Genomic DNA, 24,691 nt, shown 5'->3' on the forward strand with positions numbered 1-24,691 from the left:
CCAATAAAAAAGGGCGCCGCAGCGCCCTGTGTTTTCTCAGCAACTTATTTGCTGCCGAACATATCTTTAATCCAACCCGCCACGCCGTCAGAATCTTTCTGCTCATTCTGTGGCTGCTGCTGTTGTTGCTGCTGTTGCTGTTGCTGCTCTTGTTGCTGCTGCAACTGCTGCTGTTGTTGCTGAACCTGCTCTTGCTGCTGCTGACACAGCGCGTTCGGATCCAGCGACCACACCGGCAGCGAACGCCATGTGCTGCTGCCCGTACCGCAGATAAAGTTACCGGCAGAATCGATATTCATCTGCGTGATATCTTCCGGCGGCGTCAGCACCAGCGGCATTGGCGCCTGGTTGTCGAGATAGCGACGATAAAGCTGCATTGCACCGCTGGCACCGTACAGCTTCGAGGTTTGGTTGTTATCGCGGCCAACCCAGGTAATCGCCACTTCTTTGCCATCAATACCGGCGAACCAGCTATCGATCAGGTCATTGGTGGTACCGGTTTTGCCAGCCAGATGCGCTTTAGGATAACGCGCACCCAGCGCACGCGCAGTACCGTGATCGGCGACCTGCTGCATGGTGTAGAGCGTCAGATACGCCGCCTGCGCCGGTTCAACACGCTGCGCCTGCGGATAGCTCTGATACAGCACCGTGCCATCTTCCGCAATCACCGAACGCACCGCTGACAGCTCAGCGCGGTTACCGCCGCTGGCAATCGACTGGAACGCCTGCGCCACTTCAATCGGCGTCAGGTTCAGCGCACCGAGCAGCATTGACGGCACCGGATGCAGCTGATCTTTCGGCACGCCGAGCTTGTTCCAGGTATCGACCACCGCATCCAGTCCCAGCGTCATACCGAGGTTGACGGTTGGCACGTTCATCGAGTTGGTCAGCGCATCCACCAGCATCACTTTGCCGCTGAAACGACGATCGTCATTCATCGGTTTCCAGATGGTGCCATTCGGCTGTTTCAGCGCAATCGGTTCATCGGCGATCCAGCTGTTGAGGCGATAGCTGTTCGGCTGGCTCAGCGCGGTGAGATAGGTGGCCGGTTTTGCCAGCGAGCCAATCGAACGACGTGCCTGCAGCGCGCGGTTGTAACCGGCAAACTGTGGATCGGCACCGCCGACCATGGCGCGCACTTCACCGCTGAAGCGATCCACCACCACCATCGCGGTTTCCAGATCTTTCAGGCCACGCTGTTTTTTCAGCGTTGGAATACCTTCAATCACCGCTTTCTCTGCGGCATCCTGCGAAATCGCATCCAGCGTGGTGAAAATCTTCACGCCGGAGAGATCTTTCATTTTGTCGCCGAGCTTAGCCTGCAGCTCGTTACGCACCATCTGCATAAATGCCGGCTGAGGCGTGATCACGCCGCCTTTTGGCTGCACGCCAAGCGGACGCGCCGACAGCATGTCATACAGTTCCTGATCGATGACGTTCTGCTGCTGCAACAAACGCAGCACCAGATTACGTCGCTCCAGCGCCAGTTTCGGGTTACGCCACGGATTGTACAGCGACGCACCTTTCACCATGCCGACCAGCATCGCCTGCTGATCGAGGCTCAGCTCATCCACCGGACGACCAAAGTAGTAAAGGCTCGCCAGCGGGAAACCGCGGATCTGGTCATTACCGGTCTGGCCGAGATACACCTCGTTGAGATACAGCTCGAGGATGCGATCTTTGCTGTAGCGCGCATCCATGATCACCGCCATATAGGCTTCACGCGCTTTACGCCACAGCGAACGCTCGTTGGTGAGGAACAGGTTTTTCACCAGCTGCTGCGTCAGCGTACTACCGCCCTGCACCGCTTTACCGGCGGTGATGTTGGCGAGGAACGCACGACCAATCGAATACGGGCTAATGCCGTCGTGCTCGTAGAAGTGGCGATCTTCAGTGGCGATCAAGGTGCTCACCAGCAGATCCGGGAAACCGGCGCGCGGCACGAACAGACGTTGTTCACCGTTCGGCGACTGCAACATGGTGATCAGGCGCGGATCGAGGCGGAAGAAGCCAAAATCGCGGCCGGTATCGAGATTTTTAATCTCGCTCAGCTCATTGTTGCTAAAGGTCAGGCGCGCGTTGATCTGCCCCTCTTTGCTGTCCGGGAAATCAAACGGACGGCGCAGCAGATCAATGGTGTTGCCTTTGACGCTAAACTCGCCCGGACGGGTAATGCGCGACACTTCGCGATACTGCGTGCCTTCCAGCAGCGCAATCATCTCTTTTTTGTCGTACGACATGCCCGGTTCGAGGCTGACCATGCGGCCATAAACGGCAGCAGGCAGTTGCCACACTTTACCGTCGATGCGGCTGCGGATTTCCGAGTCGAGATAGACGCCCCAGGCGGCCATCACCACCACAAAGACCAGGAAGAGTTTAATCAACCAGCCCAACCAGCGACGTTTGCCGCGTGGCGGACGTTTTTTACTTTTTGGTGGCACCGGTCCACTCTCCTCATCTTCTTCGTCAAAATCGTCCTGATCGATATCATCATCAAGTTCCCTGCGGCGACCCCGCCGCGCACTGCTGCGCGGCGGCTTTGGCGCTTTTCCTTTGCGCCCGATAGGTTCGCGATCGTTCCCAGACATGCTTTTATTCTCCAGGTATTGCTACGGCGGCGGCCGTTACTCTAACTGCTTTCTCATGCTACGCATGGCAGAACCCTCTGAATTCGATCCACAGCGTTTCACGATGAAAATTTCTTGGTCCGCCTTGTGGGTAAGGCGTTGGCCGGATCGTCCGGCCACGGATGCTTTGGATAGCGCCCTTTCATCTCTTTCTGCACTTCGGGATACGCACCACGCCAGAACGCCGCGAGGTCACGGGTGATCTGCAGCGGACGGTGCGCGGGCGAGAGCAGCTCTAACACCAGCGGTACGCGGCCATCGGCCACCGCTGGGTTCTGTGCTTCGCCAAACATCTCCTGAATCCGCACCGCCAGCGCGGGTGGCTTCTCTGCATCGTAGCGGATCGGCAGGCGGCTTCCGGTCGGCACAGTGTAATGAGTTGGCAGCACAGTATCCAGCCGCTGACGTTGTGACCATGTCAGCAAATGTAATAATGCGCTGACAAGGTTGATGCTCTGCAATCCTTTCAGATCGCGTACCGCGCTCATCTCCGGCAGCAGCCAGCTTTCAAGCGTATCGAGCAGGCTTTCATCGTCCAGTGCCGGCCACGCCTCTTCCGGCAGCCACTGCGCGGCACAGTGCACCCGCAAGCGTAGCTGTTCAGCGTCTTCTTTCCAGCCCAGCACCGACAATCCTTTTTCGCGGATCCAGCGCAGCATCGCCGGATGCAATATTTCCGCCTCCGGGCGTGCCTGCGGCTGCGCTTTTAGGACCAGCGCGCCGATCAGTTCGCGTTTCCACGCGCGCAAAGTGCCTTTATCTTCATCCCACTCCACGTCGGTACGCTGCTCAATTAAGGTGGGGCATTCGCGGCGCAGCGCGTCGATATCCACCGGCAGCGCCAGTAACATGCGCGCCTCGGCGGCGCTGGCGCCCTGCAGCAGTGTCGGTGCAATCAGCCACTCATAGCGGCGCAAACCATCCTGCTCGTTAAGCATCGCGCCAATGCCGTTCGCCAGCTGATAGCGCGCGCTGTCGCCACGACGCTGCGCCAGACGATCGGCAAAACCGGCGGCCAGCAGCTGCGGGAACAGGTCGGGATTAATGGTGCCGCCGCTGGCGTTGAGGCGCTTCTGCCACTGACGCGCGCGGCGCTGCCAGTGCGACTGCGGATGGTTAAGCGCATCACGCAGATCTGCGCTGCCGCTGCGTGGCGGATCTTCCAGAATCGCCACCAGCAGCGCGGCGCTGGCGATGGCATCGTTGTTTTGCCCGGCAGCCACCAGAATCGCGCTCAGGCGCGGATCGCTGCCTAGCGCGGCCATTTTTCGACCGCGCGCGTTGAGCTGGTGATTCTCCAGCGCGCCTAGCTGGGTTAACCGCTCGCACGCCGCACGCACGTTGCGCGGCGGCGGCGCGTCAAGCCACATAAGCTGCGACGCATTCTGACATCCCCATTGCAGCAGATCGATCTGCAGCGAGGTCAAATCGCTATTGAGAATTTCCGGTTCACTCTGCGCCGCCGCACGCAGCGCCTGCTCTTGTGGCAGTAAGTGCAGGCAGATGCCAGGTTCCAGACGACCAGCACGACCGGCGCGCTGCGTCATCGACGCCTGGCTGATACGCTGCGTTTGCAGCCGCGTCACGCCGCTGCGCACGTCAAACTGCGCCGAGCGCTCCAGCGCGCTATCGACCACTAAGCGGATACCTTCGATGGTCAAGCTGGTTTCGGCGATGTTGGTCGCCAGCACCACTTTGCGGCGGCCCGCCGGAGACGGCAGGATGGCGCGGCGTTGCGCCTCCAGCGACAGCGCGCCATATAAAGGAGAAAGATCCACCTCGTCACTGACCCGCGCTTCCAGCTCGCGCTTAACCCGTTCGATCTCCGCCACGCCGGGCAGGAACAGCAGCAGCGATCCTGACTCTTCGCGCAGCAGTTGCGCCACCTCGCGCGCTACCGCTTCTTCAAAACGTTGCTGGCTGTTGAGCGAAGCATAGCGGCGCGTGACCGGGAAACTGCGGCCCTCAGAGACCACAAAGGGCGCATCCGGCAGCAGCTGACGCAAACGCTGATTATCGAGCGTGGCCGACATCAGCAGAATTTTCAGATCGTCGCGCAATCCTTGCTGCACATCGAGCAGCAGCGCCAGCGCGAGCTCGGCCTGCAGGCTGCGTTCATGGAATTCATCGAGGATCACCAGCGAGACGCCTTCCAGCATCGGATCGCGCTGCAACATGCGCGTCAAAATGCCCTCGGTGACCACTTCGAGGCGCGTGTTGGCACCGCAGCAGTTTTCACCGCGCATGCGATAGCCAACGATGCCGCCCGGCTGCTCGCCAAGCTGTTCTGCCAGACGTTGCGCCACGTTGCGTGCCGCCAGTCGGCGCGGCTCCAGCATGATGATGCGGCCGGGCAATGGGGTGTGTTGCAGCAGTTGTAATGGCAGCCAGGTTGATTTACCTGCGCCGGTCGGCGCCGCCAGCAACACCTGCGGCGACTGCGCCAGCGCGTCCAGCAACGCAGGCAGCACCTCGCTTACCGGTAACTCACTCAAACTCAACTCCCAAAATGCCTGTGCTAAGATGGCGCGCATTGTAGCACTCTGAGGCGCGGATTACCGGAGGCCAACCTGGCAACGCAACGTCTGTTTTTTGCTCTTGAACTGCCCGCTCCGCTCCAGCAACAGTTGGTGCAGTGGCGCGCGGATAATTTTGCTGCCGAAGCCGGGAAACCGGTGGCGGCGGCTAACCTGCACCTGACGCTGGCGTTTCTCGGCGAGGTCAGCGATGAGACGTCACGCAAGCTGCAGCTGCTGGCCTCACGCATCGAACAGCCCGGTTTTGCCCTCGATTTGGATGACGCCGGTCACTGGCCGCGTCCCGGCGTGGTGTGGCTCGGTTGTCAGCGGGCGCCGCGCGGATTACTGCAGCTCGCCAGCCTACTGCGCGCACAAGCCGCACGTCATGGCTGCGCACAGAGCCCGCAGCCGTTTCATCCGCACGTCACGCTGTTGCGCCAAGCAGCGTCACAGATCGCGCTGCCGCCGCGCGGTTTTCACTGGCGCACCGATATCCGCCATTTTGCGCTGTTCGCTTCGAACGTGACGCGCGGCCGCACACGTTATCAGGCGCTGGCCCGCTGGCCGCTACTATCATCCACAGGAGAGTAAATGGAATTCGATCCGCCGCTTAAACCCGCCCGCTTGATTGCCCGTTACAAACGCTTTTTAGCCGATGTGGTTACGCCAGAAGGTGAAACGCTGACCATTCACTGCGCCAATACCGGCGCGATGACCGGCTGCGCCACGCCGGGCGATACCGTGTGGTATTCAACATCCAGCAGTGCCACGCGGAAATATCCGCACAGTTGGGAACTCACCGAGACCCAACAAGGCCACTGGATCTGCGTGAATACGCTGCGCGCCAATCAGCTGGTGCGCGAGGCGCTGACGCTCGACACGATTCCGGAATTATCCGCTTACAGCCGCTGCCAGCCTGAAGTGAAATACGGCACGGAAAAAAGCCGAATTGACTTCCTGCTGCAAGCGGATGGCCGATCCAACTGCTATATTGAAGTCAAGTCCGTCACCCTTTTACAAGCAGGTAAAGGCTATTTTCCGGATGCGGTGACGGCTCGTGGACAGAAACATCTGCGCGAATTGAGCACCATCGTGGCAGAAGGTCATCGAGCCGTTTTGTTGTTCGCAGTTCTGCATACGGGGATTGAGGACGTTTCCCCGGCACGCCATATCGACGTGCACTACGCAGAACTACTGGAACAGGCGCAGCGTGGTGGTGTGGAAGTTTTGGCGTATCAAGCTCAAATTTCACCGTTAAAGATATTACTTACGCAACCGATTAACGTAGCGTTGTAATATTTAAGGCAATTTGGTGTGATAGGAATGTTCTGGGCGAGGCGCTGAATACGCGATTGTTCAGAGGCTTGTCAAGTAGTGGTCAGGAATAATTGCCAACCTTGATGGCTTCTGCTATTTATAGCGGCCTGTTTTTTTCCCTTTATGGGAATCGATAAGCCCTAAATCGTTTAGGTTGCAGGCACACAGTCAACACATGCAACTTGACGTATCTAGGGAAGTGCGTGTTATCCAGGAGAAACAACATGCAAGAAGGGCAAAACCGTAAAACATCGTCCCTGAGTATCCTCGCCATCGCTGGAGTGGAGCCGTATCAGGTGAAACCGGGCGAAGAGTATATGAACGACGCCCAGCTAGGCCATTTCCGTAAGATTCTGGAAGCCTGGCGCAACCAACTTCGGGATGAAGTAGATCGCACTGTGTCACATATGCAGGACGAAGCTGCCAACTTCCCGGATCCGGTCGACCGTGCTGCGCAGGAAGAAGAGTTCAGCCTGGAATTGCGTAACCGCGATCGTGAGCGCAAACTCATTAAAAAGATTGAGAAAACGCTCAAGAAAGTGGATGACGACGATTTCGGTTACTGCGACTCCTGCGGTGTAGAAATTGGTATTCGCCGCCTTGAAGCGCGTCCGACTGCCGATCTCTGCATTGACTGCAAAACGCTGGCAGAAATCCGCGAGAAGCAGATGGCTGGCTAATGGCCGTAAGCAAATTGCTACCGCACAGCCGGGAAAATCCCTGTTTTCCCGACGTGCGGTACACTTCGTTATGAATCCCTCAAACTGCATTGGGCGTTTCGCTCCCTCCCCTTCTGGTGACCTCCATTTTGGTTCGCTGATTGCTGCGTTAGGCAGTTACCTGAGTGCGCGCGCGCAACAGGGACGCTGGCTGGTGCGCATCGAAGATATCGATCCCCCGCGTGAAGTTCCCGGTGCCGCAACGCGTATTTTGCAGCAGCTGGAACATTATGGTCTTTACTGGGATGGCGACGTTTTATGGCAGTCACAGCGCCACGATGCCTATCGCGCCGCGCTAAGCTGGCTGCAAACGCATCGACAAAGTTACTTCTGCACCTGCACGCGTAGCCGCATCCAGCAGCTGGGCGGTTTTTACGATGGTCACTGCCGCGATTTGCAGCTGCCGCCGGACAACGCCGCGCTGCGCCTGCGTCAGCATGCGCCGGTTAGCGGCTTTGACGATCGCCTGCGTGGCCATTTACAGGCTGAAGCGCAGCTGGCGCAGGAAGATTTTATTATCCATCGCCGTGATGGGCTGTTTGCCTACAATCTCGCGGTGGTGGTTGATGACCATTTTCAGGGCGTAACGGAAATCGTGCGCGGCGCGGATTTGATTGAGCCCACGGTGCGCCAGATTGCGCTGTATCAGCAGTTTGCCTGGCCAGTGCCGGATTATCTGCATTTGCCGCTGGCGGTCAATCGCGATGGCAACAAGCTTTCCAAGCAGAATCATGCGCCCGCGCTGCCCGCTGGCGATGCGCGGCCGCTGCTGGTGCAGGCTTTACGCTTTCTTGGTCAGCCGGTTTCGGCTGGCTGGCAGGATGAATCGCTGGAAAGCCTGTTGAAACAGGCCGTCGCGCAGTGGAATATCCGCCTGATTCCGTTGCAGAACGGTCTTAAAGAGGATGAAACGACATCACCATTCCTAAATGGTTCTCAACAGGCTATGATTAGCCGCTGATTTTATTAACACCCTTTTTCTCACTGTCGAGGTGTCCCATTTTTACCCGAGTCGCTAATTTTTGCCGGAGAGTCCTCAAGCGTGATGAGGAGGCGCCTGAAGAGGTGGAAGCTGAAAGTCCTGGTCAGATGACTGTCATTCCACGAGAAAGCCACAACATCTCACGCAAAGATATCAGCGAAAACGCCCTCAAAGTGCTCTATCGCCTGAACAAAGCCGGATTCGAAGCCTACCTGGTTGGCGGCGGCGTGCGCGATTTGCTGCTCGGCAGCAAGCCGAAAGACTTTGATATCACCACCAACGCCACGCCTGAACAGATGCGCAAGCTGTTCCGCAACTGCCGTTTGGTGGGTCGTCGTTTTCGTCTGGCACATGTGATGTTCGGTCCGGAAGTGATCGAAGTCGCCACCTTCCGTGGTCATCATCATGAAGAGAGCGAAGAAGATCGCAACAGCTCGCAGCGCGGCCAGAACGGCATGCTGCTGCGCGACAACATTTTCGGCAGCATTGAAGACGATGCCCAACGCCGCGATCTCACCATCAACAGCCTCTATTACAGCGTGGCCGATTTCACCGTACGTGATTACGTCGGTGGCTTGCACGATTTGCACGAAGGCATCATTCGCATGATTGGCGATCCGGAAACGCGCTACCGCGAAGATCCGGTGCGCATGCTGCGTGTGGTGCGCTTCGCTGCCAAGCTGCAGATGCGTATCGCGGCAGAAACGGCCGAGCCGATCCCGCGTCTGGCGACGCTGCTGAATGACATTCCGCCGGCGCGCATGTTTGAAGAGTCACTCAAGCTGCTGCAGGCCGGTTACGGCTACCGCACCTATCAGATGATGCGTGAATATCAGCTGTTCCAGCCGCTGTTCCCGATGCTGACGCGCGGTTTCACCGCCGAAAGCGACAGCCTGATGGAGCGTATGCTGGCGCAGGTTCTGAAAAATACGGATACCCGCTTGCAAAATGATATGCGCGTCAATCCGGCCTTCCTGTTTGCCGCAATGTTCTGGTATCCGCAGCTGGAATCCGCCGAACGCATTGCGCAGGAAAGCGGCCTGACTTATTACGATGCTTTCGCCTTGTCGATGAACGAAACGCTTGATGAAGCCTGCCGCGCGCTGGCGATTCCCAAACGTATCACCACGCTGATTCGTGATATCTGGCAGCTGCAGCTGCGCATGTCGCGTCGTCACGGCAAACGTGCGTGGAAGCTGATGGAGCATCCTAAGTTCCGTGCCGCTTACGATTTGATGGCGCTGCGTGCCGACGTGGAAAACAATCCTGAGCTGCAAAAGCTGACGCATTGGTGGGGCGAGTTCCAGGCGGCGGCACCGGTGCAGCAGAAAACCATGATGACCACGCTGGGCGACGATCCGGCCCCGCGCCGTAAACCGCGCCGTCCGCGTCGCCGTCCAACCGGGCCTCGCACAAACAGTCCGCAATGACCCGCGTTTACCTCGCTTTAGGCAGTAATCTGGCCGATCCGCTGCATCAGGTTGATGCAGCGTTGGCCGCGCTCAATGCCATTCCGCATACCTCGCGCATCGCCACATCTTCCCTGTATCGCACGCCGCCGTACGGCCCGCCGGATCAGCCTGATTACCTCAATGCGGTGGTGGCGCTGGAAACCGCGCTGGACGCTGAGGCGCTGCTCGATCATTCCCAGCGCATTGAGCTGCAACACGGTCGCGTGCGCAAAGCTGAACGCTGGGGACCGCGCACGCTGGATCTCGATATCATGCTGTTTGGCAACCAGACCATTAACACGCCGCGCCTGACCGTGCCGCACTACGACATGCACAATCGCGCTTTTATGCTGGTGCCGCTGCTGGAAATTGCCCCGCAATTGTCGCTGCCGAATGGACAAGCCTTATCTGTGATTCTTGCCACCCTGGATCGCAGCGCTATCCGTTTGTGGTCTGAGTAAGCCGTAGTACACTGCGCGCATCAGAAAACTCTGGAGCGTGTGATGAAACCAACAACCCTCTCCCATTTACGCCAACTCAAAACCAGCGGGCGCAAATTTGCCACGCTGACGGCGTACGACTTCAGTTTTGCCCGCCTGTTTGCCGATGAAGGCATTCAGGTAATGCTGATTGGCGATTCGCTCGGCATGACCGTGCAGGGCCATGAATCGACCTTGCCGGTCACCGTGGACGATATCGCCTATCACACCGCCGCCGTGCGCCGTGGCGCACCGCTGGCGCTGCTGATGGCCGATCTGCCGTTTATGAGTTACGCCACGCCAGAACAGACGTTTACTAACGCCGCACAGCTGATGCGCGCGGGCGCCAATATGGTGAAGCTGGAAGGCGGCGAGTGGCTGGCGGAAACCGTGCGTATGCTAACCGAGCGCGCCGTCCCGGTGTGCGGCCATTTGGGCCTGACGCCGCAGTCGGTGAACATCTTCGGTGGCTATAAAGTACAGGGCCGCGATGAAGCCGCCGCTGAACGTCTGCTGGCCGATGCGCTGGCGCTGGAAGCCGCCGGTATGCAGCTGCTGGTGCTGGAGTGCGTGCCGGTGGCGCTGGCGGAACGCGTTACGAAAGCGCTGTCGGTGCCGGTGATCGGCATCGGCGCGGGCAACGTCACTGACGGCCAGATTCTGGTGATGCACGACGCCTTTGGCATTACCGGCGGTCACATTCCCAAATTTGCCAAAAATTTCCTCGCAGAAACCGGCGACATTCGTGCAGCGATTCGCCACTATATCGCCGACGTTGAAGCGGGCCTCTATCCAGCCGCTGAACACAGTTTCCAGTAAATCAGGAGATTTGCAGTGCTGATCATTGAAACACTGCCGATGCTGCGTCGTGAGATTCGTCGCTGGCGTCAGGCAGGTAAACGTATTGCGCTGGTGCCCACCATGGGCAACCTGCACGACGGTCATCTGACGTTGGTCGATGAAGCGCGCGAGCGCGCTGACGTTGTAGTGGTCTCGATTTTCGTCAATCCGATGCAGTTTGATCGTCCCGACGATTTAGCGCGCTATCCGCGCACGCTGCAGGACGACTGCGAGAAGCTGAATCGTCATAGCGTGGATCTGGTGTTTGCGCCCGCGCCCGCCGATGTCTATCCCAAAGGCCTGGATAGCCAAACCTTTGTGGAAGTGCCGGGTTTATCATCGCTGCTGGAAGGCGCCAGCCGTCCGGGACACTTCCGCGGCGTCTCCACCATCGTCAGCAAACTGTTTAATCTGGTGCAGCCAGATATCGCCTGCTTCGGCGAGAAGGATTTCCAGCAGCTGGCGATTATCCGCAAGATGGTGGCGGATATGGGCTTCGATATCGAGATTGTGGGCGTGCCAACGGTACGCGCAAAAGATGGCCTGGCGTTGAGTTCGCGCAATGGCTATCTCACCGCCGACGAGCGTAATATTGCAGCCGGTCTTAGCCAGGTGATGAACAGCATGGCCGAACGTCTGAGCAACGGCGAGCGCCATGTTGAAGAGATTATCGAGCAAGCGGAAGTGGCGTTGCGTGAGAAGGGTTTCCGTCCGGATGGACTGGCGATTTGCGATGCCGAAACCTTACAAGCGCTGAACGTGGACAGCCAGCGCGCGGTGATTTTGATGGCCGCATGGCTCGGCAATGCGCGTCTGATTGATAATCAGCAAGTGGATCTGACGGAGTAGTTTTCCGTTGTTTATTGGCAGCTTAACAAGGTTAGACAGTTATGATTCGCACCGTACTTCAAGGCAAACTGCATCGCGTTAAAGTCACTCAGGCAGATTTGCATTACGAAGGTTCCTGCGCCATTGACCAGGATTTCCTCGACGCCTCCGGCATTCTGCAATACGAAGCCATCGACATTTACAACGTCACCAACGGCCAGCGTTTTTCCACCTACGCGATTGCCGCTGAACGTGGCTCGAAGATCATCTCAGTCAACGGTGCCGCCGCACGCTGCGCCTGCGTTGGTGACATCATGATCATCTGCTCTTACGTGCAGGTCGAAGATGAAGTCGCACGCAGCTGGCAGCCGAAAGTTGCCTACTTCGAAGGCGATAACGAAATGAAGCGCCTCGCTAAGGCGTTACCAGTTCAGGTCGCCTAAACTCAGGGGCGCCCAAAGCGGCGCCCTTTTCCGATTCCCACAACCCGCAGCCTGCTACGGAATGCCGGTTTCGACTTTAAATTCCAGCCTCAGCGTGCCTGAGTACTGACCCGCCGCCTTAGTCGCGTGATCAAAGGCCGGCGTCGATAAGCGTAATCGTCCCAGCGTACAGGCCACCGGAACATTGATTCCCGGCAACATCACCAAGCGGTAGTCACCGTAGTCGTTACGGGGAATGACCAGCGCGGACTGGTTAGTGAATTGACGCGTCATGCCATTCCATTCCACGAATGCCTGAAAATCGATACGCTGGCTTTTATCCGTGTTCAAAGCGCCTTGTTTAATAATCGTGAAATCGGTACTGCTGCGATCGGGCAACATTACGCCATCAGAGAGCGTTAACTGCAGAGATTGACTGTTGGCGCCATAACCATCGTACATGCACATATCCAGATAGCTGTGGCCTGCGCCCGCCATATTTTTTCCCGTATCACGCAAGTTAAGCGCCATACGCGGCGTAGCGGTATGAAACGCGGGAAAATAGAGTTGCGCCGCATTGTCATCGATATTCAATTGGATATTTACGCGCCATTCCGCGGCTTTTTGAAACGGCTCTCCCTGCATCACATTTATTTTTAAATCGGCTTCCCATATGCCGCCGCTGGGCAACAGCGCGAGCTGATCTGCACTGATATAGACGCTCAGGCCCGATCCCTGGCGCAGATAGCCGCCACAGTTGGGCGAGAACTTATCGTTAATGGCATAGTGTTCATGGGTAAAATAGCCTCCGGTGCAGCGTGCAGCCTCGCCACGCCCATAAGGCTGCCGGTAAGCGATCAATTTCAGATTGACGCTATTTTTCGTTTTACGCTCAGTGAAAGTTAATACGATTTCAGATTCCGCTTCGCCGCCAGAATATTTCGCGCTCGTTTCACATGCCCCGTGCTGCGGATCAGTTGATGAGTCGCACAAATAGGTGCCATAGCCCCAGCGCCGGGCATCATCCACCTTCCAGCCAGCAATTTCGCGTACAAAAATATCAATTTTGCTTGGTAGTTTTTGTTTGGATACAGCGGCGGTGACAATTTTATTAATATCACTCGCTTCCTGATCGGCATGGGCCATCGGCGTGATTAACATCGTGCCGCATATTATTATGCCTACCCACTTATATATGCGTGAGCTCAGGGTTAAAAAGTGCATTGTTTGTCACTCGCTTTTGAAGCCATTAAGGGTTATTAAACGCAGCGAGGCTTATATTCTTGCGCATCGCGTCTGGTAGCGCCGCCACATCTATAAGCGGACACATCACTTCACCAACAAACTGCACAGCATTTTTACGCTGCTTCACACGTAGCGCGCAGGCGTATATCTGCATCGACTCCTGCAGATAAAGCGTGGTGATGCGCTGTGCGCTATCAAATAACATGCCGCCGTCGCTATCTAATTGCGCCGGTGTATTTATCACCCTGGCGTCGCGCAATGGCATACCATTTTCTTTGAGCGCCCGTCCGACATAGGTTAAATTCAGCCGCGCTTTTACCTTGCGCTGCACAATTTTACCCGGCAGCAAAAACAATGATTGTTCACTGCCACCGGTACTGAGCGTGGCGGCCTGCTGATTATCACTCGATGTGCTCTCACGAATGCGGTGCGTGCCCGATTGATATCCCACCGCCGGAAGAAAAGCACTGTCGCCAAAATTGAGCGCATAAGTATGGCCATTGGCCATGACTTCTGCCGCTGGACCCGATAACGCGTTGTCAGCATCCACGCTTACCACCACACCCGCCGGAGAATCCGTGCTGCCTGCGCTGCTGCCCGACCAAAATCCCTGAGACGTGGCGGCGAAGGCCGAGTTATAGCTTCCGGTTAAACTGGTTCCACCCTGGTTATGGGATAAGGTTCCATAGACGTTGCCATGCATCCCATCACGTCGCCCCGAGAGCTGAGAATACATTTCGCCTCCCTGGCTGCCCGTCGCGGTCACGCTTAATTCACGATATTCCGGAGCAAACCATGAAACCGCATGTGAAGCCTGCCAACCCATTTCAGCCCCCTGGCTGTGTTGGCGGCGATACTCGCCTCCAATCTGCGAAGTGTGACGCCGATCCGAAGCGGCTTCCTCGCGCGGCACATAGGACAGGGAAATACCGATGTATCCACCGCGATCGGGTTCCTGACCGCTACTTATGCTACGAAAGATGCCCGCACGCGCCGACACTAATAGCGTGTTAAGTGTGAAACTGCGGCTGATATCCAGCTGCCAGCGCGTCTGTTTGCTGGCCTGCTGATCTGTATAGCGCGGATATGAAGGCGCGGGATCAACCCTAACGTCAGGCGTTACTGAGGCGCGGCTCTTGCTGTATCCCAGCGACACCGCGCTGCCCGCAAGCTGACCAGAAAGCGTTGCATTCAGACTCTGTGAACAACGATATTGACCTGCGTGCGTGGCCGATATGCAGGTATTACCTTGCTGCTGATAACGATATAAGGAAAGCGTTGCGCCTTTAGTCATCGCAAGCTGCTGAATATTGCCAGCCAGCCCATGTTTGCTCGCCATTGCCCCGATTCCCAGATTGACTATTCCGAGGGATGAGACGTTTTGCCAATCCAGACGGGTTTCATTAAAGCTTTCTCCTGCCAGCACTGAAACGGCGCTGGTGATCGTCAGCGGTTCGGCAAGGCGCGTTCTGAAGCCACTCTGCAAAGCAAAAGGGGGAGGATTTTTAACGTCTGGCACCGAATTAACGGCCTCAGCCACCTTCCCCAGCTGTGTGAACCATTGAAAATCTGCCGGACCCTGCTGCAGCGTCGTTTTGCTAAACGGGTATTGTTGTACGCGGCTTAATGCGCCCTCTTCATAGAATTTCAACGTTAAAAGATAACGTCCCTGGGGAAATGCCTGACTATTTAGTTTCACCACGCCTGCGGGCAGGTATTGCGTACCCAACAGTTCATCATCGCGATAAACATCCACCCGCGTGGTTCGCGATAATAATAAGGTGATAGGTGTTGTTGTTTCGCTCTCTTCACTGTTATTAACGTAACTTTGGGTGGTGCCCAGCCGTACTCCATAAAATTTAGGCAGCGGTAATAACGATAAATTAAAATTTCCGCCGAGCGCGCCATAGAGATTGCGCTTATCTATTTCGCCAACCTGAACATAGCGGCGTGTGCCAATATCATGACGAACATACAGATCATCATGGCGAAATGTTTTTTCCGTGTAATGTGATTGTTGATTGAACAATGCTTGCCAGCTACCGGAGAGATAACTTTTTTCGCCCAATCCCAATGCACCATTTCCTATAATGCTGATATTTTTAGTTGTGTCAGACGTAGCGATATTGATTTGCTGCTGATGGATAAGTGCATTGTGCGCGTTCAGCGCAGGTGCGTAATAGCCAGTACCCGCAGGGGCTAGTGGCAGCCATGTGACGTTAATAAACAGATCAACATCATTGCGGCTTTCATTATAAATTAGCGCAGCACTTTCGGTATCCAATTGCCCACAACGTATTGAGGAAACATCATTTAAACAGGCTTTATGCCCATTACGGGCGAGTGGCTGACGCAAAGCCGTTGTTAGCTTTTTTTCGTGTTCCTCACTTAAACCATAAATTTCTTTGATCCGCTGAACCAATTTTTCTGGTTGCGAAAACTGGATTTCATCAGGTTTTACCAGCGCATCATAAAGCCCTAAGTCATGGCTGGCTAAACGCACAGACAGTAATTCATACTGACCCAGTAATAACTCTTCAAAACCTAATGGCACGTTCTCCTGGCTCTGCGCCAGGCAGGGATAAATCGCTGCACCGACCAAAAATAGAATTAACCAGGAGAACGTCTTCACAATTAAAATCTCAAGCCAGAAATATTACGATTGTCACAACAGCATTAAGGTGCCTGCACCACTGCCAGTCTTACCAGACCGGTATAAAAACCTGCTGCAGGCGTAACATTGCCGCTGGAGATTTCCAATGGAATGGAACGCGACGCACCGGCACCTTTTGCCGTTGAAAACAGGCTGGTCGCGGTAAAAGTAGTGTTAGTCGTCGTCAACGCTTTCCCATCAAATTTAACCGTCAGCGGAATGGTGTTTGCTGGCGTCAGGGTGTGCGTCAATTGCGCTGCGTTATACAGTTTGATGTTGAGGTCTTTTTCAACATCATTGGTATGCACGCGGGTATTAATAATTTTAGGCGCCAATTTATTCATATCGGCCAGATACTTCATTTCAATCGCTGAGGGTAGATTTGAGCCATCTTCCATCATTAATGTCATCATGGGATCAATGGATGCCGTGACGGTAATATCCTGATCAACCGCATAGGCATTGAAGGCCATGCCTCCCATTAAAGCCATTGCCGCGAGTACTTTCACTTTCATTTCCTATTCCTTTATTCACTTTTATTGAATTGGCTAATGTTAGCCGTTACGCAGGACAATCAAGGGAAGACACTTATTTTCTCTTGATCCTCTCCTTGTAATTTAAATACCAGCCTTAAAGCGCCATGCTTAGGCTGAATTTTCAGCGTGTAACGTTCACCGGGATAGACACTGCGTTGATCCTGGATCCATTGACATGCATTCTCTTTCATCTCTTTTTTGCAATAACTATAACGTTGCAGAATCACGCGAACATTACCGCGATTATGCAACTGCTGTTTATGTCGATCATATTCCACGGCAGGCTGAGCGATTAATGGTTGCTGGCGCACCAGCACACCCCAAATTAAGCTCATGCCAATCGAAGCATTGATTTTATTGGTCACAGCCGGTGCATCACTGTCTAAAGCGGCGACCGGCTCAAAGTAAATACGGTAAACGTGCTCATGACTCACCGGCTGCAGCGCTATAATCCGCACGAGTTTATTCGCTCCGGCAGGCAAAGCGAACTTAACCGGGGATACCACAATATTTTTACCCTGCCAGCTTTTTACTTCGCGTTCTTGTTCCTCTGGCGTTGCAGGATGAATAACCTCTTTAACCACCACACGTACATATTGGGTATTTTCGCTTTTAGAGGTGATTTGAATGGGCGTGTTTTCATTACGCTTTTCATCCAGGTTTATTACCATGGGATAAACGCTCATATTGGCCATCGCGGCATGAATCCCCATTAAGCCCAAAAGAATGGCGCTCAATACTGCTGTTAACTGCTTCATAATGCCTAAACGTCTTATGCTGTTCCGATAGCCTTTTATGACGACAATCTATTGTGGAAATTAAGTCACATCAGGGAAGACGTTTCGGGATAAGGCAGCGAGGAGAAAAGCGGATGCGGTTAAAATTTTAATAAGACCAGTTTCTTCAATATTTTAAGTCCAACCTTTAGAAGGTATTGGCTGTTAGCATCAGTCTTAAGCGCCAAAACAGGGCAGCGTTTAAGACATATCTCAATCTCAACCTGACCCGTTAAGAAGGTGTTAATGCCACAGGCGACAAACTCAGGACGAAAAAAAAGGCCATAAAATGGCCTTTACAAAGGAGGGGACAGAGGTGCTATGCCAGGTTAGGTCCGTAACCCGCGCCCACGCTGAATCAGCGAATACACCAGCACATAAAACACCACGATAAAGGCGATCAGCACAGATAGCGTGAACACCAGCGGCACATCGTTGATGCCGAGGAAACCGTAACGGAAGCCGCTGATCATATACACCACCGGATTCAGCTTCGACACCGCTTGCCAGAACGGCGGCAGCAGCGTCAGCGAGTAGAATACGCCGCCGAGATAGGTTAACGGCGTCAGCACGAAGGTGGGAATCAGGCTGATATCGTCAAAAGTGCGCGCGAATACCGCATTTAGCAGACCCGCCAGTGAGAACAGAATCGCCGTCAGCAACAGCGTCAGCGCCACCATCGACCACGAATGCACGTGGAACGGCACGAAGAACAACGAAATCGCGGTAACCAAAATCCCCACGCACACGCCGCGCGCCACGCCGCCGCCGACATAACCGGCGATAATGATGTGCGTTGGCACCGGCGCCACCAGCAGCTCTTCAATGTTGCGCTGGAACTTGGCGCTAAAGAACGACGATGCCACGTTGGCGTAAGCGTTAGTAATCACCGCCATCATGATCAGGCCCGGCACGATAAACTGCATGTAGCTGAAACCGTGCATATCGCCGATGCGTGAACCGATCAGATTGCCGAAGATAATGAAGTAGAGTGTCATGGTGATCACCGGCGGCACCAGCGTCTGAATCCAGATGCGGGCGAAGCGGTTGATCTCTTTGCTCCAGATGCTCTTGAGCGCCACCCAATACAAGTGCGTCATGCTTTCACTCCTGTTTTTCCCTGTGTCAGGCTGACGAACAGCTCCTCAAGGCGGTTAGCTTTGTTACGCATGCTCAGCACCTGCACGCCCTGCGTGCTCAGCTGGCTGAACACGCTGTTCAGACCTTGCTCACGCATCACTTCCACTTCCAGCGTCGAGGTATCGACCAGTCGATACTGGAAGCCCTCCAGCTGCGGCAGCGGGCTACGCGGCGCCAGATCGAGGATAAAGGTTTCGGATTGCAGCTTGGAGAGCAACCCTTTCATCGAGGTGTTCTCCACCAGCTCGCCGCTCTGAATAATACCGATATTGCGGCACAGCATTTCCGCCTCTTCCAAATAGTGCGTGGTGAGGATGATGGTGGTGCCTTTAATATTCAGCTCTTTCAGGAAACTCCACATCGAACGGCGCAGTTCGATATCTACGCCCGCGGTCGGTTCATCGAGTATCAGCAGCTTCGGCTCATGCATCAGCGCACGCGCGATCATCAGGCGGCGCTTCATACCGCCCGAAAGCATGCGCGCACGTTCGTTGCGTTTGCCCCACAGATCGAGCTGATTCAGGTATTTTTCCGCGCGTTTATTAGCTTCAGCGCGTTCAACACCGTAATAACCAGCCTGATTGACCACGATCTGCATTACGGTTTCAAACGGGTTGAAGTTGAACTCCTGCGGCACCAGCCCAAGCTGGCGCTTGGCGTTGACCACATCTTTTTGCAGGTCATAGCCAAACACGCGCACGCTGCCGCCGGTTTTATTCACTAACGAGCTGATAATACCGATGGTGGTGGATTTACCGGCGCCATTTGGCCCCAGCAGGGCGTAAAAGTCGCCCGCTTCCACGTTGAGATCGAGTCCTTTCAGCGCCTGTACGCCGCCGGGATAGGTTTTGGTCAGCCCGGAAATTTCCAGTGCATATGTCATTGCGAATCCATACCTTGTTGTAGAGACATCAAAGGCCTATGAAAATGGTAATGCGCACGAGCGATGTCGCGGTCATTAACATTAAGAAATCAATGGAGTTTAGCAGAGAGTCGAGCCAGCCCATAAACCGTTGGCTTACGGGCTGCGCAGTGTATCGCAGGCGGGGAAGTTTAGCCTTGGACGATTGTGCGGTTATTCACCGGTCGGGATAACTTTGCCGATATACGGCAGATGGCGATAGCGCTGGGCGTAATCGATACCAAAGCCGACCACGAACTCATCGGGAATGGTAAAGCCAACGTATTCAACCGTGACGTCCACTTCGCGACGCTCTGGCTTATCCAGCAAGGTACAAATCGCCAATGACTTTGGCTCGCGCAGGCGCAGGATTTCACGCACTTTGCTCAGCGTGTTACCGGAATCGATGATGTCTTCCACGATCAGCACATCCTTGCCACGAATATCTTCATCAAGATCTTTGAGGATTTTCACATCGCGGCTGCTCGACATGCCGCTGCCGTAGCTTGACGCCGTCATAAAGTCGACTTCATGCGGCACGTCGATGGCGCGGCACAGATCGGCCATAAACATAAAGGAGCCGCGCAGCAAACCCACCAGCACCATTTCGCTGCCGCTGTCGCGGTAGTGCTCGTTGATCTGCTTGCCCAGTTCGGCAATTCGGGTTGCGATCTCATGCTCGGAGATCATCACGTCGACGGTATGTTTCATTGCATGCGTCCAGTTACGGTTTTTGGAAAGCCACGAAGTCTATCATAGACGAGCCAGCGTCTAACGCCGCGCACAGAACGCAAACGATTCCGTGGCGAAATTTATCGCGCTGGCGTTAACTGTAGGAACACGTCCGCCCCTTTACCGCCGAGTTCTGGAGTTCCTATGACCGCTTCATCCAGTAAAAAAACCAAGATTGGTACGCGCGATCTGCACCCGGAAACGCAGATGCTGAATTACGGTTACGATCCGCAGTTATCGGAAGGCGCGGTGAAACCGCCGGTGTTTCTCACCTCCACCTTCGTGTTTAACAGTGCCGAAGAGGGGCAGGATTTTTTCGATTTCGTCGCCGGGCGCAAGCAGCCGCCGGAAGGCAAAACTGGCGGGCTGGTCTATTCACGCTTCAATCATCCCAACAGCGAAATCGTAGAAGATCGGCTGGCGGTGTATGAAGGCGCGGAAAGCGCGGCGCTGTTCTCTTCCGGCATGTCGGCGATTGCCACCACGCTGCTGACGTTTGCGCGTCCGGGTGAAGTGATTCTGCATTCCCAGCCGCTGTACGGCGGCACCGAAACGCTGCTGAGCAAAACGCTGCACGATTTGGAGATTAAAGCGGTAGGTTTCAGCGATGGCACCGATGAAGATAAGGTGCATGAAGCGGCGAAGCTGGCGTGGCAGCGCGGACGCGTAGCGCTGATCCTGATTGAAACGCCCGCCAATCCCACCAACAGCCTGGTAGACATTCAGTTGATGCAGCAGGTGGCGGATGTGATTGCGCAGCAGCAAGGTTCGCGGCCGATTCTTGCCTGCGATAACACGCTGCTCGGGCCGGTGTTTCAACAGCCGTTGCAGCATGGCGCAGATTTGTCGCTCTATTCACTGACCAAATATGTCGGCGGCCACTCGGACCTGATTGCCGGTGCGGTGCTGGGTAGCAAAGCGTTGATCGGCAAGGTACGTTCGCTGCGCAGCGCCATCGGCACGCAGCTGGATCCGCACTCCAGCTGGATGATTGGCCGCTCGCTGGAAACGCTGTCGCTGCGTATGGAGAAAGCCACCAGCAATGCCGAAAACGTGGCGGCGTTTTTACGCGATCATCCGCAGGTGGAAAAACTGCATTGGCTGCCGTATCTGGCGGCAGAAAGTCCGGCGGGCAAAACGTATCAGCGCCAGTGCAGCGGCGCGGGTTCAACCTTCTCGTTTGATATTCGTGGCGGGCAAGCGGCGGCGTTCCGTTTCCTTAATACGCTGGAACTGTTCAAGCTGGCGGTGAGCCTCGGCGGCACCGAATCGCTTGCCAGCCATCCTGCCAGCACCACCCATTCGGGCGTGCCGCAGGATGTGCGACAGCGTATTGGCATCACCGATGCGACCGTGCGCTTGTCGATTGGTATCGAACATCCTGACGACCTGATCGAGGATATTCGCCTGGCGCTGGAGGCGTCGGTTAACTGACGCTAAAACCGAGCATCATGCCGGTATCTTCATGCTCCAGCAGATGGCAATGCGCCATGTACGCATTGTCGGCGTTAGCGACATAGTTGAAGCGCACCAGCACTTCGCTGCGCCAGCCGTTAACGTTGACGATGTCCTTCCAGCCTGCGCGATGCGCCGCAGGCGGCTTGCCGTTTTCTGACAGGATGCGGAACTGCGTGCCGTGAATGTGGAACGGATGCAGCATGTGATCGCCTTCACCGGAAATCGTCCACTTCTCCACTTTGCCCAATTCCACGTTGAACATCGGCTTGGTCATATTAAATGCCTGACCGTTAATCTTGTTGCCATTATGGAAATCATAGGCGGCAGTTTTGCCGTGGCTGCCGTGATCCATCGCCATATCGCCATGATCCATCGGCTTCGCGCTATCACTCATCGCCATGTTGCCATGATCCATTTTCATGCCGCCCATGGCTTTATCGCCGTAACGATCCATCAGCGCCTGCATACCTTGCTGATCAAGCTGCGGATCCATCATCAGCTGCAGCCAGCGGCTTTGCAGGCCTTCGGTGGCGGGAATGGGCGGCAGATCCACCAGCTTGTCCGGCAGCGTACCGCTGGCCATCACGCGCAGCGGCAGAATGTTGACCAGCGGCAGCGGTTGGTCAAACGGCGCCAGCGTCATGCCCATCTGCGTCACCGGCAGCGTCACCACGTCGAAGGCTTTGCCATCTGACGTATCCACCAGCACTTCAAAACGCTCGCCCGGCAGCAGCGGCAAGCTATCCACTTTCACCGGCTCGGCCAGCAAACCGCCGTCGCTGCCAATCACATACAGCGGACGTTGATCGCTGGTGGCGATATGCAGCGAACGCGCGTTACAGCCGTTAAGCAAACGCAGACGCAGCCAGCCGCGTGGCACCGCATGCTGCGGATATTGCACGCCGTTGGTGAGCATCATGTCGCCAAACCAGCCGACGGCGGCACGCATGATATCGAGCTGATAATCGATTTGCGTTCCCGCTTTATTTAGCTGCTTATCCTGGAAAATCAGCGGCACATCGTCTTCGCCCCACTGCATCGGCAAACGCAGCTTGCCGGACGCTTCATCTTCCAGCAGCACCAAACCCGCCAGACCTTGCGCCACCTGATAACCGGTTTTGCCGTGGTGATGCGGATGGAACCAGCAGGTCGCTGCGGGTTGATCAGGGGTGAAACTGACCTGACGCGTCGCGCCGGGCGCAATAATCCCTTGCGGGCCGCCATCAACATCGCCGGGGATCTCCAGCCCGTGCCAGTGCAAGGTGGTGGCTTCCGGCAGTTGATTATGGATATTCACCGTGACGGCTTTTTCGCGTTGCAGACGCAGCGCGGGTCCGAGCAATCCACCGTTGTATCCCCAGGTAGGCACCGCTTTGCCATTCCATTGGCTGCTACCGGTCATGGCGGTCAAGGTGTATTGCCCGCGGGCATCAGGCTGCAAAATGGAGGGAATCGGTAATAATGGGCGCGTGGCGGCCATTAGTGAGCGGCTCCACAGCGGCAGCGCACCGGCGGCGCTGAGTGCGGCAGTCAACTTTAGAAAATGACGACGTTGCATATTCTTATCCTTGTCGTGAATAAGGGCACAGCGTAAACCTTTACCCTGCGGGAGGGTCAAGCCCTGAAACAGATTGCACTGATAAAAAGGGTGGGAATGGCCCGAAAGGGCAAATTTAGCGGAATAGCGGCAATAACTGTGCTAACGTCAATAAATTGTCCCTTGTTGAGAATGATTATGACGAAAAGCATCAAGATCCTGCTGCTGGCGGGACTCCTTGGCTTCTCCTCCACCAGTTTTGCCCTGAGCGAATCCGAAGCAGAAGATCTGGCCGACCTCACCGCCGTGTTCGTTTATCTCAAGAACGATTGTGGCTATCAGGATTTGCCGGACGCACAGATTCGTAAAGCACTGGTGTTTTTCGCCCAACAGAACCGTTGGGATTTAAGCAACTACAGCAATTACAACATGAAGTCGCTGGGCGAAGAGAGCTACAAGGATTTGAGCGGTATCGCCATTACCAACGACAAGAAGTGTAAGTCGCTGGCGCGCGATTCGTTGAGTTTGCTGGCTTACGTTAAGTAATCATTGCCCGCAGGTTGGTGCTTGCTGTCCTCCTCGGTTGGTGCTTGCTGCCCCCCTCCTTGGTTGGTGCTTGCTGTCCCCCTCCTCGGTCCTCCCCCACAAGTGGGGGAGGAAGATGCTGCAATATGCAGCTCCGAGGTTGCATGTGGCAGCGTCTCCTTCCCCCGCTGGCGGGGGAAGGCCGGGATGGGGGACAGCCAGCACAATCTCAATCTAAATCTAAACCGTCAACTCCAATCCAATACCTCGCTCGCGCAGGTCGCGGCACACCGCTTCATCCAGACGGGCATCCGTTACCACATCGGTCAGGCTATCAATCGGCGCGGCGCAATACAGCGACCATGAACCGTATTTACTGCTGTCAGCCAGCAGAACGCGGCGGCGCGCGTTGGCCAGCAGATCCATCTTCAATCCGGCTTTCTCTTCGGTTGGCGTGGTAATCCCGCGTTCGATGCTCCACGAGTTGCAGCTGACAAAGGCAATATCAGGATTGATGCTGCGCAGCAAACGGCGACCATGTTCGCCAATGCACGACTGGCTGGAATCGTCGATGCGTCCACCAATAATGGTGGTTTCGATTTGCTTAAACTCCGACAGAAACAGCGCGATATGCAGATCGGCGGTGATGACCCGTAGCTTGAGGTGCGTCAGCTGGCGCGCCAGCTCCAGCATGGTGGTGCCGGCATCCAGCACCACCGCATCACCCGACTGCACGTAGCTGGCGGCAAACTGCGCGATGGCCTGCTTCTCGGCGAGATTACGCTGCATCTTCTCCAGCGTGGTCGGCTGATTGGGAATAAAGCGATTCAGCGTAACGCCGCCGTGGCTGCGGCTGATAACGCCCTCTTTGTCCAGCTTGATCAGATCGCGGCGGATCGTCGCTGGCGAGGCAGAAATCGCGCTCACCAGTTGTTCAACAGTGACCAGATTATGGCTCTTCAGATAATCCATAATCTGGTCGAGACGGCTTTGTCCCTTCATAT

At 55.6% G+C, this 24,691-nt stretch carries 22 protein-coding genes; 11 read left to right on the top strand and 11 right to left on the bottom strand.

What is annotated here, in order from left to right:
• Window positions 1–44: 44 nt before the first annotated feature.
• The gene (mrcB, locus tag PZBJ_RS08215; RefSeq protein WP_101762062.1) at window positions 45–2,588 is read right to left on the bottom strand and encodes a bifunctional glycosyl transferase/transpeptidase; all 2,544 of its coding nucleotides are present in this window, start codon (window positions 2,586–2,588) and stop codon (window positions 45–47) included.
• A gap of 98 nt (window positions 2,589–2,686) precedes the next feature.
• The gene (gene hrpB / locus PZBJ_RS08220; RefSeq protein ID WP_101762063.1) at window positions 2,687–5,161 is read right to left on the bottom strand and encodes an ATP-dependent helicase HrpB; all 2,475 of its coding nucleotides are present in this window, start codon (window positions 5,159–5,161) and stop codon (window positions 2,687–2,689) included.
• Between the two features lie 36 nt (window positions 5,162–5,197).
• Here hrpB and thpR point away from each other — a divergent pair, with 36 nt between their 5' ends.
• From thpR to panD, 9 genes are all read left to right on the top strand, one after another.
• Window positions 5,198–5,737 carry an RNA 2',3'-cyclic phosphodiesterase gene (gene thpR / locus PZBJ_RS08225; RefSeq protein ID WP_101762064.1) on the top strand — a complete coding sequence of 180 codons (540 nt, stop codon included), beginning with the start codon at window positions 5,198–5,200 and terminating at the stop codon, window positions 5,735–5,737.
• Window positions 5,738–6,442: a DNA/RNA nuclease SfsA gene (gene sfsA, locus PZBJ_RS08230; RefSeq protein WP_101762065.1), complete on the top strand. Its 705-nt coding sequence runs from the start codon at window positions 5,738–5,740 to the stop codon at window positions 6,440–6,442.
• A gap of 245 nt (window positions 6,443–6,687) precedes the next feature.
• Complete coding sequence (gene dksA, locus PZBJ_RS08240) at window positions 6,688–7,143, top strand: RNA polymerase-binding protein DksA (protein WP_007888770.1); 456 nt, start codon at window positions 6,688–6,690, stop codon at window positions 7,141–7,143.
• A gap of 70 nt (window positions 7,144–7,213) precedes the next feature.
• Complete coding sequence (gene gluQRS, locus PZBJ_RS08245; protein WP_101762066.1) at window positions 7,214–8,143, top strand: tRNA glutamyl-Q(34) synthetase GluQRS; 930 nt, start codon at window positions 7,214–7,216, stop codon at window positions 8,141–8,143.
• 38 nt (window positions 8,144–8,181) lie between these two features.
• On the top strand, window positions 8,182–9,594 hold the full coding sequence (pcnB, locus tag PZBJ_RS08250) for a polynucleotide adenylyltransferase PcnB (RefSeq protein ID WP_206098210.1): 1,413 nt from the start codon (window positions 8,182–8,184) through the stop codon (window positions 9,592–9,594).
• The gene (gene folK, locus PZBJ_RS08255) at window positions 9,591–10,076 is read left to right on the top strand and encodes a 2-amino-4-hydroxy-6-hydroxymethyldihydropteridine diphosphokinase (protein ID WP_101762068.1); all 486 of its coding nucleotides are present in this window, start codon (window positions 9,591–9,593) and stop codon (window positions 10,074–10,076) included. The genes pcnB and folK overlap by 4 nt, the downstream gene beginning before the upstream one ends.
• Before the next feature lie 42 nt (window positions 10,077–10,118).
• A complete protein-coding gene (gene panB, locus PZBJ_RS08260) occupies window positions 10,119–10,913 on the top strand; it encodes a 3-methyl-2-oxobutanoate hydroxymethyltransferase (protein WP_101762069.1) in 795 nt (264 codons plus the stop codon).
• 15 nt (window positions 10,914–10,928) lie between these two features.
• A complete protein-coding gene (panC, locus tag PZBJ_RS08265) occupies window positions 10,929–11,783 on the top strand; it encodes a pantoate--beta-alanine ligase (protein WP_101762070.1) in 855 nt (284 codons plus the stop codon).
• Window positions 11,784–11,824: 41 nt separating this feature from the next.
• Complete coding sequence (gene panD / locus PZBJ_RS08270; RefSeq protein ID WP_101762071.1) at window positions 11,825–12,205, top strand: aspartate 1-decarboxylase; 381 nt, start codon at window positions 11,825–11,827, stop codon at window positions 12,203–12,205.
• Between the two features lie 54 nt (window positions 12,206–12,259).
• Here the strand turns inward: panD and PZBJ_RS08275 are convergent, their stop codons facing one another.
• The 7 genes from PZBJ_RS08275 to hpt all read right to left on the bottom strand — a co-directional run bounded on the left by PZBJ_RS08275 (window position 12,260) and on the right by hpt (window position 20,146).
• Window positions 12,260–13,345: a CblD like pilus biogenesis initiator family protein gene (locus tag PZBJ_RS08275; RefSeq protein ID WP_158238601.1), complete on the bottom strand. Its 1,086-nt coding sequence runs from the start codon at window positions 13,343–13,345 to the stop codon at window positions 12,260–12,262.
• 88 nt (window positions 13,346–13,433) lie between these two features.
• Window positions 13,434–16,061: a TcfC E-set like domain-containing protein gene (locus tag PZBJ_RS08280; protein WP_101762073.1), complete on the bottom strand. Its 2,628-nt coding sequence runs from the start codon at window positions 16,059–16,061 to the stop codon at window positions 13,434–13,436.
• A gap of 44 nt (window positions 16,062–16,105) precedes the next feature.
• On the bottom strand, window positions 16,106–16,597 hold the full coding sequence (locus PZBJ_RS08285; RefSeq protein WP_101762074.1) for a CS1 type fimbrial major subunit: 492 nt from the start codon (window positions 16,595–16,597) through the stop codon (window positions 16,106–16,108).
• Between the two features lie 59 nt (window positions 16,598–16,656).
• Window positions 16,657–17,376 carry a fimbrial protein TcfA gene (locus tag PZBJ_RS08290; protein ID WP_101762075.1) on the bottom strand — a complete coding sequence of 240 codons (720 nt, stop codon included), beginning with the start codon at window positions 17,374–17,376 and terminating at the stop codon, window positions 16,657–16,659.
• 347 nt (window positions 17,377–17,723) lie between these two features.
• The gene (locus tag PZBJ_RS08295) at window positions 17,724–18,494 is read right to left on the bottom strand and encodes an ABC transporter permease (RefSeq protein ID WP_101762076.1); all 771 of its coding nucleotides are present in this window, start codon (window positions 18,492–18,494) and stop codon (window positions 17,724–17,726) included.
• Window positions 18,491–19,417 carry an ABC transporter ATP-binding protein gene (locus tag PZBJ_RS08300; protein WP_101762077.1) on the bottom strand — a complete coding sequence of 309 codons (927 nt, stop codon included), beginning with the start codon at window positions 19,415–19,417 and terminating at the stop codon, window positions 18,491–18,493. The genes PZBJ_RS08295 and PZBJ_RS08300 overlap by 4 nt, the downstream gene beginning before the upstream one ends.
• A 192-nt stretch (window positions 19,418–19,609) precedes the next feature.
• A complete protein-coding gene (gene hpt / locus PZBJ_RS08305; protein WP_101762078.1) occupies window positions 19,610–20,146 on the bottom strand; it encodes a hypoxanthine phosphoribosyltransferase in 537 nt (178 codons plus the stop codon).
• 165 nt (window positions 20,147–20,311) lie between these two features.
• Here hpt and PZBJ_RS08310 point away from each other — a divergent pair, with 165 nt between their 5' ends.
• Window positions 20,312–21,601, top strand: coding sequence for a cystathionine gamma-synthase family protein (locus tag PZBJ_RS08310; protein ID WP_101762079.1), 1,290 nt, complete (start codon window positions 20,312–20,314; stop codon window positions 21,599–21,601).
• On the opposite strand, the gene cueO is transcribed toward PZBJ_RS08310, so the two are convergent.
• On the bottom strand, window positions 21,594–23,183 hold the full coding sequence (cueO, locus tag PZBJ_RS08315) for a multicopper oxidase CueO (protein WP_101762080.1): 1,590 nt from the start codon (window positions 23,181–23,183) through the stop codon (window positions 21,594–21,596). The two genes, PZBJ_RS08310 and cueO, sit on opposite strands and share 8 nt — an antisense overlap.
• Before the next feature lie 177 nt (window positions 23,184–23,360).
• Here cueO and PZBJ_RS08320 point away from each other — a divergent pair, with 177 nt between their 5' ends.
• Window positions 23,361–23,708 carry a YacC family pilotin-like protein gene (locus tag PZBJ_RS08320; protein ID WP_007888732.1) on the top strand — a complete coding sequence of 116 codons (348 nt, stop codon included), beginning with the start codon at window positions 23,361–23,363 and terminating at the stop codon, window positions 23,706–23,708.
• A gap of 219 nt (window positions 23,709–23,927) precedes the next feature.
• Here PZBJ_RS08320 and PZBJ_RS08325 read toward each other — a convergent pair whose 3' ends face one another.
• Window positions 23,928–24,689 carry a DeoR/GlpR family DNA-binding transcription regulator gene (locus tag PZBJ_RS08325; RefSeq protein WP_101762081.1) on the bottom strand — a complete coding sequence of 254 codons (762 nt, stop codon included), beginning with the start codon at window positions 24,687–24,689 and terminating at the stop codon, window positions 23,928–23,930.
• Between the last annotated feature and the right edge of the window lie 2 nt (window positions 24,690–24,691).

The organism is Pantoea endophytica (assembly GCF_002858935.1).
Taxonomy (GTDB): Bacteria; Pseudomonadota; Gammaproteobacteria; order Enterobacterales; family Enterobacteriaceae; genus Pantoea; species Pantoea leporis.

Excerpts from the sequence above, each read along its gene's own strand:
- PZBJ_RS08310 (WP_101762079.1), top strand. The coding sequence starts at position 20,312 with ATGACCGCTTCATCCAGTAAAAAAACCAAGATTGGTACGCGCGATCTG.
- hpt (WP_101762078.1), bottom strand. The coding sequence starts at position 20,146 with ATGAAACATACCGTCGACGTGATGATCTCCGAGCATGAGATCGCAACC.
- PZBJ_RS08275 (WP_158238601.1), bottom strand. The coding sequence starts at position 13,345 with ATGTTAATCACGCCGATGGCCCATGCCGATCAGGAAGCGAGTGATATT.
- panB (WP_101762069.1), top strand. The coding sequence starts at position 10,119 with ATGAAACCAACAACCCTCTCCCATTTACGCCAACTCAAAACCAGCGGG.
- PZBJ_RS08290 (WP_101762075.1), bottom strand. The coding sequence starts at position 17,376 with ATGAAGCAGTTAACAGCAGTATTGAGCGCCATTCTTTTGGGCTTAATG.
- PZBJ_RS08300 (WP_101762077.1), bottom strand. The coding sequence starts at position 19,417 with ATGACATATGCACTGGAAATTTCCGGGCTGACCAAAACCTATCCCGGC.
- hrpB (WP_101762063.1), bottom strand. The coding sequence starts at position 5,161 with ATGCGCGCCATCTTAGCACAGGCATTTTGGGAGTTGAGTTTGAGTGAG.
- gluQRS (WP_101762066.1), top strand. The coding sequence starts at position 7,214 with ATGAATCCCTCAAACTGCATTGGGCGTTTCGCTCCCTCCCCTTCTGGT.
- folK (WP_101762068.1), top strand. The coding sequence starts at position 9,591 with ATGACCCGCGTTTACCTCGCTTTAGGCAGTAATCTGGCCGATCCGCTG.
- sfsA (WP_101762065.1), top strand. The coding sequence starts at position 5,738 with ATGGAATTCGATCCGCCGCTTAAACCCGCCCGCTTGATTGCCCGTTAC.
- dksA (WP_007888770.1), top strand. The coding sequence starts at position 6,688 with ATGCAAGAAGGGCAAAACCGTAAAACATCGTCCCTGAGTATCCTCGCC.
- PZBJ_RS08285 (WP_101762074.1), bottom strand. The coding sequence starts at position 16,597 with ATGAAAGTGAAAGTACTCGCGGCAATGGCTTTAATGGGAGGCATGGCC.
- PZBJ_RS08295 (WP_101762076.1), bottom strand. The coding sequence starts at position 18,494 with ATGACGCACTTGTATTGGGTGGCGCTCAAGAGCATCTGGAGCAAAGAG.
- cueO (WP_101762080.1), bottom strand. The coding sequence starts at position 23,183 with ATGCAACGTCGTCATTTTCTAAAGTTGACTGCCGCACTCAGCGCCGCC.
- PZBJ_RS08320 (WP_007888732.1), top strand. The coding sequence starts at position 23,361 with ATGACGAAAAGCATCAAGATCCTGCTGCTGGCGGGACTCCTTGGCTTC.
- panD (WP_101762071.1), top strand. The coding sequence starts at position 11,825 with ATGATTCGCACCGTACTTCAAGGCAAACTGCATCGCGTTAAAGTCACT.
- PZBJ_RS08325 (WP_101762081.1), bottom strand. The coding sequence starts at position 24,689 with ATGAAGGGACAAAGCCGTCTCGACCAGATTATGGATTATCTGAAGAGC.
- mrcB (WP_101762062.1), bottom strand. The coding sequence starts at position 2,588 with ATGTCTGGGAACGATCGCGAACCTATCGGGCGCAAAGGAAAAGCGCCA.